Origin of the sequence: Chondromyces crocatus (assembly GCF_001189295.1) — a bacterium.
GTDB lineage: Bacteria > Myxococcota_A > Polyangia > Polyangiales > Polyangiaceae > Chondromyces > Chondromyces crocatus.
The window spans coordinates 9,439,166-9,453,192 of the sequence record NZ_CP012159.1; the positions used below are offsets into that span (position 1 = coordinate 9,439,166).

The 14,027-nt window shown below is 69.5% G+C and carries 11 protein-coding genes; 5 read left to right on the forward strand and 6 right to left on the reverse strand.

The window, feature by feature from the left end; genetic code table 11:
- The gene (locus CMC5_RS34110; RefSeq protein ID WP_050434316.1) at positions 1-2,313 is read right to left on the reverse strand and encodes an alpha-amylase family glycosyl hydrolase; all 2,313 of its coding nucleotides are present in this window, start codon (positions 2,311-2,313) and stop codon (positions 1-3) included.
- 102 nt (positions 2,314-2,415) lie between these two features.
- Here CMC5_RS34110 and CMC5_RS34115 point away from each other — a divergent pair, with 102 nt between their 5' ends.
- On the forward strand, positions 2,416-3,255 hold the full coding sequence (locus CMC5_RS34115) for a hypothetical protein (protein ID WP_156339071.1): 840 nt from the start codon (positions 2,416-2,418) through the stop codon (positions 3,253-3,255).
- Positions 3,256-3,441: 186 nt separating this feature from the next.
- On the opposite strand, the gene CMC5_RS34120 is transcribed toward CMC5_RS34115, so the two are convergent.
- The 3 genes from CMC5_RS34120 to CMC5_RS46215 form a co-directional block, all read right to left on the reverse strand.
- A complete protein-coding gene (locus CMC5_RS34120; RefSeq protein ID WP_050434318.1) occupies positions 3,442-5,022 on the reverse strand; it encodes a hypothetical protein in 1,581 nt (526 codons plus the stop codon).
- 184 nt (positions 5,023-5,206) lie between these two features.
- On the reverse strand, positions 5,207-5,674 hold the full coding sequence (locus CMC5_RS45320; RefSeq protein WP_050434319.1) for a hypothetical protein: 468 nt from the start codon (positions 5,672-5,674) through the stop codon (positions 5,207-5,209).
- Positions 5,675-5,890: 216 nt separating this feature from the next.
- On the reverse strand, positions 5,891-6,127 hold the full coding sequence (locus tag CMC5_RS46215) for a hypothetical protein (RefSeq protein WP_169796407.1): 237 nt from the start codon (positions 6,125-6,127) through the stop codon (positions 5,891-5,893).
- Here CMC5_RS46215 and CMC5_RS34130 point away from each other — a divergent pair.
- The 3 genes from CMC5_RS34130 (at position 6,117) to CMC5_RS34140 (ending at position 12,033) form a co-directional block, all read left to right on the forward strand.
- Positions 6,117-8,300, forward strand: coding sequence for a glycosyltransferase (locus CMC5_RS34130; RefSeq protein ID WP_050436295.1), 2,184 nt, complete (start codon positions 6,117-6,119; stop codon positions 8,298-8,300). The two genes, CMC5_RS46215 and CMC5_RS34130, sit on opposite strands and share 11 nt — an antisense overlap.
- Before the next feature lie 38 nt (positions 8,301-8,338).
- Positions 8,339-9,757: a DUF362 domain-containing protein gene (locus tag CMC5_RS34135; RefSeq protein ID WP_050436296.1), complete on the forward strand. Its 1,419-nt coding sequence runs from the start codon at positions 8,339-8,341 to the stop codon at positions 9,755-9,757.
- 272 nt (positions 9,758-10,029) lie between these two features.
- Entirely contained in the window at positions 10,030-12,033 is a 2,004-nt protein-coding gene (locus tag CMC5_RS34140; RefSeq protein WP_050434320.1) for a TolB-like translocation protein, read from the forward strand.
- 167 nt (positions 12,034-12,200) lie between these two features.
- Here CMC5_RS34140 and CMC5_RS34145 read toward each other — a convergent pair whose 3' ends face one another.
- Positions 12,201-12,791, reverse strand: coding sequence for a serine O-acetyltransferase (locus CMC5_RS34145; protein ID WP_050434321.1), 591 nt, complete (start codon positions 12,789-12,791; stop codon positions 12,201-12,203).
- Between the two features lie 159 nt (positions 12,792-12,950).
- Between CMC5_RS34145 and CMC5_RS34150 the strand changes: the two genes are divergently transcribed.
- The gene (locus tag CMC5_RS34150; protein ID WP_050434322.1) at positions 12,951-13,460 is read left to right on the forward strand and encodes a GAF domain-containing protein; all 510 of its coding nucleotides are present in this window, start codon (positions 12,951-12,953) and stop codon (positions 13,458-13,460) included.
- Here the strand turns inward: CMC5_RS34150 and CMC5_RS34155 are convergent.
- Entirely contained in the window at positions 13,451-13,909 is a 459-nt protein-coding gene (locus CMC5_RS34155; protein WP_050434323.1) for a hypothetical protein, read from the reverse strand. The two genes, CMC5_RS34150 and CMC5_RS34155, sit on opposite strands and share 10 nt — an antisense overlap.
- Between the last annotated feature and the right edge of the window lie 118 nt (positions 13,910-14,027).

A 14,027-nucleotide genomic window follows, 5' to 3' on the forward strand; every position in this document is an offset into this window, starting at 1 on the left:
TCAGGGGGCGAGGATCTTGGCGCTGCGGGCAGGGACGGCGACGTCGATGGTGCCGTTGGCCTGGACGGTGACGCTGGCACCACCGAGAGCGTCGTGGAGGACGGTGCCCGGGGTGAAGCCGAGGGTCCCCTGGACGGGAGCGCTCAGGGTCTCGCCGCCGGCAGCGCTGGTGAGGGCGACGATGGCGGCCTGGCCAGGGGCCATGCGGCGGCCGAAGATGAGGGTGTCCTCCGTGGCGGCGAGGGAGACGTAGTCACCGCGGCGGAGGGGGAGGAGGTTCTTGCGGGCGGTGCCGAGCTTGCGGACGAAGGCGAGGGTCTCGGCTTCGCGGGCGTCGAGCTGGTCGTCGGTGCGCCACATGAGGCGGTTGTTGGGGTCGGCGCCGCCCCACTGGCCGTACTCGTCGCCGTAGTAGAGCAGCGGGGCGCCCGGGAGGTTCAGCACCCAGGCGAGGCCGATGCGGGTGCGCCAGTAGGGCTCGTCGTCGGTGGGGGCCTCGGCGGTGTTGCTCCACTGGTTGCCAGGGATGCCGCGCTCTCCCTCGGCACGGTAGCTGGCGTAGGTAGTGAAGCGTGGCGTGTCGTGGCTGCCGATGTACGGGGTCATGATCGCGTCAGGGCCCCATCGGTCGAGGACTTGTTCCGTCCAGTATTCGGCGTGGAGCATGCCGCGCTGTCCCCACGCGAAGGTCTGGTAGGCGACGCCGTGGTAGAGGACGAAGTCGAACTGGCCATCGAGGCCGTGGGGGCCGACGTACTTCGCGATGGTGTCGTAGTTCTGGTCGTTGCAGGGGTCGGCGCAGTCGTTCCAGCCCATGGCGGTCTCGCCCATGAGGAAGTAGCGGGTGCCGCCGGGCTCGAACTTCTCGCGGACGGCGGCGGCGAGGTTCCGGGTGGAGACCTCTTCGACGTGCTTCACGGCGTCGACGCGGAGGCCGTCGAGATCGAACTCGTCGAGCCACCAGAGGGCGTCGTCGATGAAGGCGGCGGCGGACTCGGAGTTCGAGAAGTTGATGTCGGGCATGTAGTCGGCGAAGCGGCACTCGAGGGCCTTCTCCGTCCAGTCACAGCCGTCGGTGCCGCAGATGCAGCCCTCGCGGAACCACTCGGGGTGCGAGGTCACGTACTCGTGCTCGGCGTGGACGTGGTTGATGACGTAGTCCTGGAGGATGCGGATGCCGTGCGCGTGGGCGGTGCGGACGAGGTCGTGGAGGGCCTGGGCACCGCCGAGGCGGGGGTCGACTTCGCGGGCGCTGATGGGCCAGTAGCCGTGGTAGCCGGTGACGTAGTGCACGCCGTCGGCGGCCATGAAGGCGCCGTCGGGGTTGGTCTGGAAGGGGGTGAGCCAGATGGCGCGGATGCCCAGCGCGTCGAGCTTTCCTTCGGCGATGGAGCGGGTGAGGCCGATGAGGTCGCCGCCCATCCAGTCGCCGCGTGGATCGGCGAGGGGGGTGACGGGGGCGTTGTTGCTGGTGTCGCCGTCGCGGTAGCGGTCGGTGAGGACCATGTAGACGAGGGCGTCCTTCCAGGAGAACGCCTCTTCCTCGATCCAGAAGACGAGAAGCAGGGGCTCGCCCTGGCAGCCAGTGCGGGTGCGGGGGTGGAGGACGACGCGGTACTTGCCGTCGTCGAGGCCAGCGATCTGGATGGCGACGTTGCCGCTCTCGTCGATGGTGATCTCGGAGGCGTCGAGGGCGCGGGCTTCGCCGTCGTGCTCCAGGGTGGCCTCGAAGCCTTCGGGCGAGGGGCCGGCGCCTTCGCTGCCGTCGACGTAGGCGAGCTTCGCGGTGTACGTGCCCTGTCCCGGCGCCGTGCGCGCGGGCGTGCTGGTGTCGACGGCCAGGGTGGGGGCGCGGCAGTCGCGCACCTGGACGGCGGAGTTCTCGATGCCATCGACGTACTTGCGCCGTCCCTGGGCCGGGTCGAGCTCCCAGTGGGTCTGCCCACCCTTGTCGTAGATGACCTTGTAGGCGTGTAGTCCGGGTGGCAGTTCGAGGTCGGCCGTGTAGGTGCCGCTGCCGGTGACGGTGAGCGGGGTCGCCGTCTCCAGCTCCCAGCCGTTCCACTCGCCCGCGATGCGCGGGTTGGTGGCGCCGAGCGGGAGCCTGGTTTCGACGTGGATCTTGCACTCGGACGACCCGCCACACGCGCTCGCGCCGCCCTGCCCGCCATCCCCTCCGGTCCCCGGTGTTCCGGTGGAGGTCGTGGTCGGACCCGCGCCGCTCCCGCCCCCGCCATCGTCGTCGCCACAGGAGGCGGCGACCCCCGTGAGAAAAAGGGGAAGGAGGAACAGCGCGGTGAAAGGGCGACGCATGGGTGCGGAAGGCTAGCCCACGCGACAGGGTCATGTCAGCCTCGCGCCATGCGAGCGCCCCTCTGGGGAGGGCAGGAGGACGCTCCGCTTCAGGAGAATGGCATGAAGGTTTATGGCGTGATCGGGCTTTTGCTTGGGGCGATGTCGCTGTTCGTGGGCTGCAGCTCCGACGACGATGGGGGTGCGGGAGGCAACACGGGAGAGGGCGGCAGCGGCGGCGAGGGCGGCGGCACCGTGGAGTGCTCGCCGGATCCGGACACGAGCGTGACGGATGTGAGCGGGACCTGGGCTCTCCTCCAGGTGGGCTCCATGCAGGTGCAGGCGCAGGGCTTCGCGGAGCCGTTCACCAACCGGATCGTCGATCTGCTGCTCGTCGTGCAGACCCAGAGCGGCGACAAGGTGACGATGAACGCGCAGTACTGCGATCACTTCACCGAGGACCCGGACTCGGTGGTGAAGGCGACGATCCCCGAGGCGTACCGGAACTCGCTGATGCCGGTGGTCCGGGTCGGGACGTTCGTGGACGGGCGCTTCGAGATGCCGGAGCTGGTCGAGGTGGTCGGCGCGGGCCTGAGCAGCTCGTCCGAGGCCCTCCCGACCACGCCGGACGATCCGCGGGTGCTCGATCAGGACGCGGACCAGAAGCCCGGTGTGACGATCCTGCTGAGCGGCTTCGTGGACGGCGAGGTCCACGTGGTGGAGCGGAAGAAGACGACGCTCGCGGGTGTCGCGCTGGCCGCGGATCAGATCGAGGGGACGACGGCGTTCTCGTCGGAGCAGAGCGTGGTGGACGCCATCCCGCAGAGCCTGATGGCCCAGGTGTCGTCGTCGGAGCAGTCGTCGGATCCCGAGGTCTGCAACAGCTACTTCAAGATGGTGCGCGTCGAGGCCTCGACGGACTGTGCCACCTTGCGCGCGCAGCGCGACACGCTGTTCGACTGATCCTCCCACCCGCGCCGCCGCGCTCCGCGGCGGCGCCACGCTCTCACCGACACGCCGCACTCACGCCTCACGCGCACACCTCATGCGCACGCACGAGCGCCGTAGCTCACGAGCGCCGTGGCTCAGGAGCGCCGTAGCTCACGAGCGCCGTAGCTCACGAGCGCGCAAAGGCGTCCCCCCCTGCCCTCACTGCGGGAGCCGCAGCGCGAAGCCCGCGCCAGCGAACCAGCCGCTGCTCGAAAACCCGGGGTAGCCAGGGTTGTTCGTCTGCAAGCCGGCCGCTCCTTCGAGCGGAGCGCCCGTCTGCCGATGAACGGCGTTGTCCGGAAGCTCGTCGATGACGGGATACCGGGCGTCGTCGCGCTTCTGCACGTCACGCGAGAGCATGAGCTGGCCCTGGAGGAAGGCGGCGAGGCCGAAGTCGGCGCCGAGCAGGTTCACGGGGGTCTCGAGCGAGAGGGTGGTGCCGACGCGCGCGTTGTCGACGTAGTTCGTGCGGCCCGTCTGGTCGGGGACGGGGGTGGGGGTGTACGCGAGGTCGGCCGAGACGCGGCGCCTTCCGAGGACCATGGCGCCGCCCACGCCCACGGAGAGGGTGCTGGACCAGGGGTCGAGGGGACGCTCGCTCTGGCGGTCGCGGTACTGGGCCCACTGGGTGATGACGGCGCGCACGCCGAGCTCCCAGCCGGGTGGCAAGGGGCGGGCGGTGGGGCGCTCGGGGTGCGCTCCGGTGGGGCCGGTGGCGTAGCGAGGGCGCTCGGGATCGTCGGGGCGGCCTTCGCGCGGGGGCTCGCGCTTCAGGGCCATGGGGGGGCCGAGTACGGCGACGCCGAAGCCGATGCGCGTGGGCTCGTAGCCGAGCGTGGTCTGGTAGGTCTGGCGGATGTACGGCTCGCCTTCGGGGTAGGTGTAGTTCCAGAAGCGGATGCGGTTCTCGCCTTCGGTGGTCGACGACGAGGGCAAGTGCAGCGTGGAGGTGAGGCGGAGCCACGGTTTCGGCTTCGCCTCGATGGCGAAGTGGGGCGCGAAGGTGCTCTCGACCTTGATGTCGGGGCTGATGTAGACCTGGCTCTGATCGCTTGCGTCCGGCATGTGGACGGAGGTCTTCGCGACGGTCCCGATGGTGACGTCGGCGCCGACGCCGATGGAGAGCCACGAGGTGATGCGGCTGGCGAGGGCGACGGCGAAGGTGGTGTTCACCATGCGGTCGCCGAGCAGCTCGAACTGGAGCTGGTTGCCGAAGTACTGGGCGCGCTCGTCGACGAAGAAGTTCCTCTGCTCCTGGAAGCTGCGGATGGGGAGCAAGGCGTAGAAGCCGAGGACGAGGTACTGCTTGTAGAGGCGGCGAACGACGCCGATGGAGGCGTAGGCGAGGGCGTCGCGGTCCTGGGTGCCAGCACGCTGGTTGAGCAGGTTCGACGTGGGCATGGGGCGGAAGTCGAGCCGCCGGGTGGTGCCGTCGGGGTTCCGGAGCTGGGCGTCGTAGATGGAGTTCGGGACGTCGCTGCCCGGGGGGCGGTCGCCGAGGGTGATGTCGCCGCGGGTGATGAGCAGGAAGAAGCCCGCCTCGGTGGTGGGCGGGGCATCCGGGAGGAGCGCGGGGTTGAAGAAGGCTGCCTCGGGGCCGCGCGCGAGGACGCGGGAGGTGAGGGCGTTGGCGCTGGTGGGTGCGCCGATCGTCTCGAGAGGTCCCGCAGCGACGGCCTGGGAGGCGACGGTGGTGGCGGTGAGAGCGACGGCGAGCGCAGAGGTGATGCTTCGGATCATGAGACCTGGGCGTCGCGGTGGGTCGCGGCGCGGTGCCGGGTCCGGGTCGCGAGCGCGCAGTCTGCGCCCGCAATCCCGGAAGCTGATGGCGGGGTGGTGAGCATGTCCCCGGGAGGGTTGAAAAAGCAAGTTCCCGGGGAGTTTCGCGGACTTCCTGGGCTGAGGACGGCGCGCTGCGTCAGCATCAGAACAGGACGCCGACCCCGACAGAGAGACCGCGCTCACCGAGGGGAATGCCCTCGGCGCTGACGTTGAAACCGCCCGGGAGGAGCACGGAGGTGCCCAGGGCAAGCTGGTAGTGGTAGCGGTCGGTGCCCATCCTGTCCCGATCCTGGAAGCGCCAGAAGATGGGTCCGCCGAAGGCGCGCGCGGCAAGGTAAGGGCTGAGCGTGTCGTACAGGGTCCATCCGACGACGGCGCCGACGCGGACGTCGAAGGCGAGGTAACGCTCGGTGGTGGTGACGCCGAGGGCCTGGGTGCGCGCGCCCGAGGCGCCGAGGGTCGCCGTGAGGAGGACGAACGGCCGGAGGCCTTCGCCACGGACGACGCGGTACGAGCCGCCTGCGGTGGCCAGCCAGCCGGGGGTGAAGTCGTGGTGCACGCCCTCGACGAGGAGGCGCCCTCCGTGGCTGACACCGCCGCCGAACTGCAAGGTGAGGTCCTGGGAGGCACGCAGCTCGACGATGCCGGCAGCAGCGCGGCGTTCGATGGAACCGACGAGCTCGCCGAAGAGAATCTGCGAGCCGAAGGCGGCGTAGCTCAGCCGTGCGCCGAAGCGTCGGGTGGTCCACGGCGCAGGTTCACCGGGCGCCGCGTCGTGCTCGTCGCCGTAACAGATCCCCGCCGGACCGGCAGGGGGCGAGAAGCCTCAGGCGATGGCGTCGCGCGGCGCGAGCCAGGCCGAGGTGCCGCACGCGGCGGCGATCGAGAGGACGAACACGGGCCGAAGCATGGCGGCAATGTACCGGAACGAGGTGGTGGTGGGTATGCTCCCGCCGCCCATGCAGCGCCCTCCCGCCTCCTCGCCGGACCGGCTCGCACCTCCGTCCTCCTCGGCGTCGACCCCCGAGCCGACGGGGGACGAGGTCGTCGCGATGTCGGTCATCGTCCCCTGCTTCAACGAGGCGCTGAACCTGCGAGAGCTCACGGCGCGGATGCTGCGGGTGTTCGAGGTGGGTGGGCTGCGCGGGGAGTTGCTCCTCGTGGACGACGGGTCGAAGGACGATACGGCGGCGGTCATCCAGGCGCTGTCGGTGGAGCACCCCGGGGTCGTGGTGGGGTGTCTTCACCCGCAGAACCAGGGGATCGCGGCGGCCTGGCGCACGGGGGCGGTGGCGGCGCGCGGGGAGCTGTGCGCCATCATCGACGCCGATCTGCAGTACCAGCCCGAGGATCTGCTGCGGCTCCGCCGCGCGCTGTACGATCACAGCGTCGACGTGGTGCAGGGCTGGCGGAGCGCGGTGGGGCGCCAGCGCGATCAGCGCTACCACCTGAGCCGCGGCCTGAACCACCTGCTGAACGGCGTGTTCGGCATGGACCTGCACGACAACAAGAGCGGGTTCGTGGTCTGCGCGCGCGAGGTGCTGCTGGATCTGCTGACGTTCGAGGGGCGCTACTTCTACTGGCAGTCCTTCATCATGGTGGCGGCCCACGCGAAGGGGTACTCGTACCGCGAGATCGAGACGATCTTCGAGGAGCGTCGGCAAGGGAAGTCGTTCCTGGAAGGGGCCGCGCTGAAGACGTCGGCGCGCTCGCTGGTCGACGTGGCGCGCGCCGCCTGGGAGTACCGGGTGAAGCCGCCGCCGCCGGACGTGGCGCGGCAGTTCCTGCAGCGGCACCCGGTGGAGGACCGGACGCCACCGAAATCGGCGACCGAACGGCGACGCTTCGACGCTTACCTCGCGGTGTTCAACCAGACGCACTGGATGATCACGCGCGACGTGGAGCACTACTACGAGACGCTGCTGAAGACGCAGTGGCTGGGCCACCGCGAGACACGCGCGCTGCAGGACGAGAAGCTGCGGAGGATGATCCGGCATGCGTACCGAAACGTGCCTTACTACCGCAGCAGGATGCAGGCGCTCGGGCTGCGGCCGGAGGACATCCGGGGGCAGGACGATCTGTACAAGCTGCCGTTGCTCTCGAAGAGCGAGGTGCGGCAGCACCTGTACTTCGACATTCTCTCGGAGAACCACGACAAGTCGCAGGTGCTGCGCATCGCGACCAGCGGCTCCACGGGCGAGCCGTTCGTCTGCTACGCGGACCGGGCGCAGCTCGAGTTCCGCTGGGCGGCGACGCTTCGCGCGCAGGAGTGGACGGGCTACCAGTTCGGTGACCCGACGGTTCGCCTGTGGCACCAGACGCTGGGCATGAGCCGGAGCCAGGTCCTGCGCGAGCGGGCGGACGCGATGCTCTCGAACCGGACCTTCATCCCCATCTTCGAGCTGTCCGACGACAACCTGGACGCGATGGTGCGGGTTCTGGAAGAGGCAGCGCCGGTGCTGCTGGACGGCTACGCCGAGGCGCTGGACTTCCTGGGGCGCTACGTGAAGGAGCGGCGGCCGCTGTCGGTGAAGCCGCGGGCCATCATGTCCAGTGCGCAGACGCTTCCGCTCGCGAGCCGGAGGCTGATCGAGCAGGCGTTCGGCTGCGAGGTGTTCGACAAGTACGGGGCGCGCGAGTTCTCGGGGATCGCGTACGAGTGCGAGGCGCACGAGGGGCACCACGTGGTGGCGGAGGGGTACATCGTGGAGGTGCTGAAGGGCGGGCAGCCAGCAGCGCCAGGGGAGATCGGGGAGGTGGTGATCACCGACCTCAACAACACGTGCATGCCGTTCATTCGCTACCGGATCGGCGACCTCGCAGAGGCGATGGATCCCACGGCGCTCTGCCGCTGCGGGCGCGGGGCGCCTCGGGTCGGTGCCATCGAAGGGCGGGTGCAATCGATCATCCGGGGGACCGATGGTCACTACCTGCCCGGCACGTTCTTCGCTCACTACCTGAAGGAGCTGGACCACGCGATCAAGGCGTTCCAGGTGATCCAGGAGGTGCCGGGCGCGATCACCTTCCGGGTCGTGAAGGGCGGTCGGTTCTCGCGAGAGGTGCTCGAGGAGGTGCTGGCCACGTTCCGGCGTCACCTGGGCGAGCGGATGCGGATCGAGGTGGAGTTCGTCGACGAGGTGGCGATGGTGCGCACCGGAAAGCGCGTCGCGAGCGTGTCCCGCCTGGGCATCGACTTCCAGCGGGAGGAGCCGACGATGGTGAGGCCTTCGCTTTGAGCGCTGGCGGGACGACCCCGAGCCCGACGGCGGAGCCTGTGTCCGCCTCGTCCACGCCGGCGGCGTCGCGGGTGGTGATCATCAGCCGGCCAGGGCTGAGCTACGCCGAGGGCGCGCCGTTCGACCCGCCACACCCGGTGTACGAGGCCGTGGAGGCGATGTTCCGGGAGCTGGGCCTCGATCGGGGGCGGGTCGGCACGCCGGACTGGAACCCGCTCGGCGATCTGATCGCGCCCGGGGACCGGGTGGTCGTGAAGCCGAATTTGGTCTCGCAGCGGAACCTGCACGAGCGCATCACGGGACAGAAGCTCGCGGCGTCGAGCACGCACGGGTCGCTGCTCCGGCCCGTGCTCGACTACGCGCTGCGCGCCGCTGGGCCGCGCGGGCAGGTGCGGGTGATCGATGCCCCCGTGGAAGGGTGCGTGGTCGAGGAGGTGGCGGGTCCGCTCGGGATCTGGGCCGTCATCGACCACCTGCGCGCGCGCGGACACGACGTGGCCTTCACGGATCTGCGCACGTTCCGGGTGGTGCCCTGGCTCCCGCTCGACGACGTGCGCCGGGCGGGTCGCTCGTTCAACCTGGGCCTCTTGATGAGGCGCGCGCTGTCGGGAGACCCGCGCGGCTATCGGGTGGTCGATCTCGGTGAGCGGAGCTTCTTCGCCAGGGCCGACGCGCCACCAGGCTCGCGGCTCCGCTTCCACCGTAGCCACTACGAGACCCCCGTACCGCACCACACGAGAGGTCGACACGAGTACAGCGCCCCGGGGACGGTGCTCGACGCCGACGTGGTGATCAACCTCCCCAAGATGAAGACGCACAAGAAGACGGGCGTCACGCTCTCGCTGAAGAGCGCCATCGGGCTGACGAACGAGAAGTACTGGTTGCCCCACTTCACGGAAGGTGATCCGTCGATCGGGGGAGACGAGCTGGAGCAGCCGCGCTCCCCGAGAGAAGTCCTCGAGGACAAGCTGAGCCGCCTGCCGCTACCCGGTGGGTGGTCGCTGATCGCGCGGGCTCCCCGCCTCGACGCCCGCCCCAAGATCATCGACGGGAGCTGGGAAGGGAACCGCACCCTCTGGCGGACCATCCTCGATCTGAACCGCATCCTGCTGTTCGCCGACCGCGCGGGAAAGCTCCGTGACGCACCGCAGCGGCGCTACCTGTCTATCGTCGATGGGGTCGTCGCCGGTGAAGGAGAAGGTCCGCTCGGCGCAACGCCGGTCGAGGCGGGTCTGCTCGTGGGCGGCACCCATCCTGCACTCGTCGACGCCGTGGCGACGAGGTGCATGGGCCTCGATCCGCTGACGATCGTGCAAGTACGGGAGGCCCTCGACGCCGGGCTCGCCCCCGGGGGTCTCGCCGAGCTGGAAGAGATCGTCGACGGACCGCTGGGGACACGCAAGTTCAGGCCTCCCCGGAGCTGGCCGTCGCTGCTGGCCGCCCCGACGATGGGCTGACGCGTCACGCCACGCCCACGTGCGTCCAGAATCCCCGGAGGCGACGTTCCGCCCTCGGTATGCATCAGCACCAACGGCGTGCAGGCGCGCCACCGGCATGCACCAGCACCACCGGAGTCGTGTGCCGACGCTGTCCTCAGCGGGTCCGTCGAGACGCCCAGACGCGCCAGGATCAGGCCTGGCCACGCGCCTTTGATGCTGCGATCCGCTTCCTGCCCAGGTACGCTCGCCAGCAAGCTCCTACTCTCATCTTCAAGACGTCACGAGGTACCATGCGGAAGGCATACTTCTGGGCTCTTCTGAGCCTGATCGGGGCGCTGGCCCTGGCCGCCGTCAACTGCGGCGCGAGCGGGGGGTCCAATCAGGGGGGAGGTGCATCCGGCAACGTCGGCGGCGCAGCCGGCGCTGGTGGGACTGGTGAAGGCGGCGACTGTTTGTTCGGGTGCGAGACCACCGCGTCGGGGCAGCAGACGCAGCAGCTGATCCTCTCGCCGACGACGGCCACACTGAACGTGGAGAACGGGACCATCCCGACCCAGGCGTTCACCGTCACGATGAACGGCAGCGACGTGAGCAACCAGGTCAGCTGGTCGTTCACGCGGCCCGACATCGGCGGGTTCGGCGGCACGACGACGTTCACTCCCTCCGGAGCGGCGGCCGGCGTCGGCACGCTGACGGTGCGGCTGAACTCCTCGGAGGCGACGGCGCAGATCACGGTCTACGTCAAGAAGACGGTGGACGGGATCGGGCTCACGCCGCAGGAGGTCCTGGACTTCAACAACCCTCAAGGCGGCGCAGACCCGTCGATGAGCCTCGTGTACCCGTACAACGAGACGGTCTTCCCGCTCGACGTGCTGGCGCCCGAGATCCAGTGGAACGGCGCCGCGAACAACGACGTCTACCAGCTGAAGATCACCGAGCAGTACTACGAGTACACCACCTACTTCACGACGACGCTGCCGGCGCGGCACCTGATCGATGAAGCAGACTGGAAGAGCATCCAGGAGTCGGGCACTGGTCCTCAGACCGATCCGTTGAAGGTGTCGCTCACCCGGCGCACCGGCGGCACGGTGTACCAGCCCGCCGAGCAGACCTGGCGCGTGGCGCGCGGGCGCCTCAAGGGCAGCGTGTACTACTGGGAGCTCCCCGGTGTGTGCCAGAACGGGGCCTCCAACGGCCGCATCCTGCGCATCAAGGCGAGCTCGCCGAGCGTGGACACGTTCTTCAACCCCGGCGTCTGCTGGGGCTGCCACACCGTCAGCCGTGACGGGACGCGCATGGCCGCGGAGTTCAACGATGGCGGCGGGCCGCTCTACACGCTCGACCTGACGGCGGATCCGGTGGCGTACGCCGAGATTCGTCCCGGGACGCCCGGCGGCAACTTCATCTTCAGCGCCTACAACAATGACGGGAGCAAGCTGCTCGCGAGCGAGAACAACTCGCGCACGCTGCGCGTCATCGACACGATGAGCGGCGCGACGCTCAACCCGAACGCGATGGGCTCGGGCTGCGGTGAGCCGGCCTGGTCGCCCGATGGGCAGAAGGTCGCGGCGGTCTGCAACATGAACAACGGCGGGTGGACGTTCGACTCGGGTGCCGGCGATCTGATGGTCGGCAACGTCGGAGCGGACGGGTTCTCCGTCGACAACATCAACATGGTCGTTCCGCGCGCTGGTGGGACGGGACGCCCCGCTTATCCGAGCTTCTCGCCCGGGAGCGAGTGGATCGCCTTCGGTCGCCCCACCTCGGGCTCGCGCTCCACGGGAGCGGGCATGCTGCACATGGTGCGCCCCGATGGGCAGGAGCTGAAGACGCTGACCACCGCGAGCAGCGACAACAAGAGCTTCAACCCGGTGTTCGCGCCACTGCGCGCGGGCGGTTACTACTGGCTGGTGTTCATCTCGCGCCGTGACTACGGCAACCGGCTGGTGAGCGCCAACCGGCAGCAGCTCTGGATCACCGCCATCAGCGATCCGCCCACCGCGGCAGATCCGTCGAACCCGCCGTTCTTCCTCCGCGGCCAGGAGCTGTGCGCGCTGAGCGAGAACGCCTACTACGCGCTCGATCCCTGCAAGCCGGACGGCGAGAGCTGCCAGGACGGCTCGGACTGCTGCAACGGTCAGTGCGTCGACAACCCCGGCGGCGACGGGAAGATCTGCGGCGAGCCCGAGCCCGGGACCTGCGCCGAGCTGGGCAACAGCTGCGAGACGGCAGCCGATTGCTGCGACACCCTGGCGAAGTGCATCGACAACTTCTGCCAGCTCCAGATCCAGTGACGAAGCGCGGCGCCTGACGAGCACCGTCGGGCGCCGCGACGGCCTCTGCCAGCCTCCGATCCAGCTCCAGAGACGAAACGCGGCGCCGACGAGAGCCGCCGGGCGCCGCGACCTTCTCGACCTGCGCTACCGGGTGAGGTCCACGCTCGACATGAGGCGCTGCCTCGTCAGAGACCCTCCCCTTTCCCGCTGATGTCGCCCTCTGCTGCGGGGATCCCCTCCCCTGTGGTCGCGGCCTCTTCGCGGCGGCGCACGGGCTTCGCCGGGATGCCGACCACCGTCGTGTGCGGCGGGACGTCGTGCACCACGACCGCGTTGGCGCCGATTCGGGCGCCGTCTCCGATCTTCACCGACCCCACGATCTTGGCCCCGGCGCCGATGAACACATCGTCTCCGATGATCGGGCTCTGACGTCGCTCGGCGCCGATGGTGACCTGGTGCTCGATCTTGATGTTGCGCCCGCCCTTGACCGAACCGTTGATGACCACGCCGTCCGCGTGGATGAGCACGAATCCTGGTCCGAAGTCGGCGCCTCGACCGATGACGGCGCCGCCGACCACGCTGTTCAGTTTGTTGAACACCATGGTGAGCGGCGCGATGCCGCGTTCGTTCGAGGCCTGCATCAGGCGGTACAGGATCATCGCGGCGGTGCCGTCGGTGAGCACCGTCTTCATCATCGAGGGAAGATCGTCGCGCTCGTAGCACCAGCGGGACTTCTCGCGGAGGTCGTTGGCGATCGTGCGAAGGGTCTTGAGCATCGGGGCCTCGCGATCAGGGGCGCCAGGGGGCGCTCGAGCGCAATCCCGGGGCCACGAGAGAGTGGATGCACGAGTCTACACCAGCGTTTCCCGCATCACGGTCACGGGTTGCGCTCCTGGTGGGTGCGGTGGCGCGCAGCGGTGATACCGTCCCGGGCCATGGCAGAGGAGACACCGGATCTGCGCGGCATTCCCAAGGCGGAGGCGTACCAGGCGCTGCTGGCCTCGGTGAACGCCACGCTCGAAGGGATCGACGATCCCATCGCGGCCATGGCCACGATGGCCGCGCTCCTCCACCACGGCTTCGGGCACCTCTGGACGGGTTTTTACCGGCTGGCAAGCCCGGGGCTGCTGCGCGTCGGGCCTTACCAGGGGACGCTGGGTTGTCTGGAGATCCGGGTGGGCAAGGGGGTGTGCGGCGCGGCGGCGTCGGAGCGGCGGACGGTGATCGTGGCCGACGTGCATGCCTTCCCGGGGCACATCACCTGCGACGCGCGATCCCGCTCGGAGATCGTGGTCCCGGTCTTCGGGCCGGACGGTGACCTGCTCGCCGTGCTCGACATCGACGCGGACCAGCCTGCGGCGTTCGATGAAGAGGACCGGGCGGGGCTGGAGCGGCTGGTGGCCTGGTTTGCGGAGCGGCGCCACGAGGCGAGCGCTCAGCGGTAAGGGCTCCGCCCACCGAGCGTGCAGTAGATGCGCTCGTAGTCGAGCGTGACGAGGATGGCGCGGCCTGCTTCGAAGCACACGAAGACGCCGGGCCAGGAAGACAGCCAGATTTCTTCGAGCGACGTGGGCTGCAGGTGGAGGCCGGGCAGCCAGGGCTCTCGCTCGATCCGGATGCAGGCGGTGGACGGGCTGCCGGAGGTGAGCCAGGCGATGGCCCCCTGGGGCGGCGCGCCGCCTCGCACCACGTCGGCGCGAAGGAAGCGGTGGTGATCGATGGCGCGGCGCCGGGTCAGCGCAGCGACGAGCTCCTCGTAGCGGAGCGGATCGACGAACGACTCGAGAAACCGACGGTGGAACGTGCGCGTCTCCTCCTGCCCCAGCGGCGCGAAGATGGCGCCGAGCTTGCGTAGCTGGCCCAGGCGCTGCTGCTGAAGGGAGAGGGCGCTCATGTGCGCCTCGGCAGGTGTCCATGGGACGGTGGCCCACGGTGGAAGCCCTCGCCGCGCCGCGTCGTCGCCTCGCCAGCCCCCCCGCGCGCCGCTCGAGTCGACTCGAAACGAACGACGG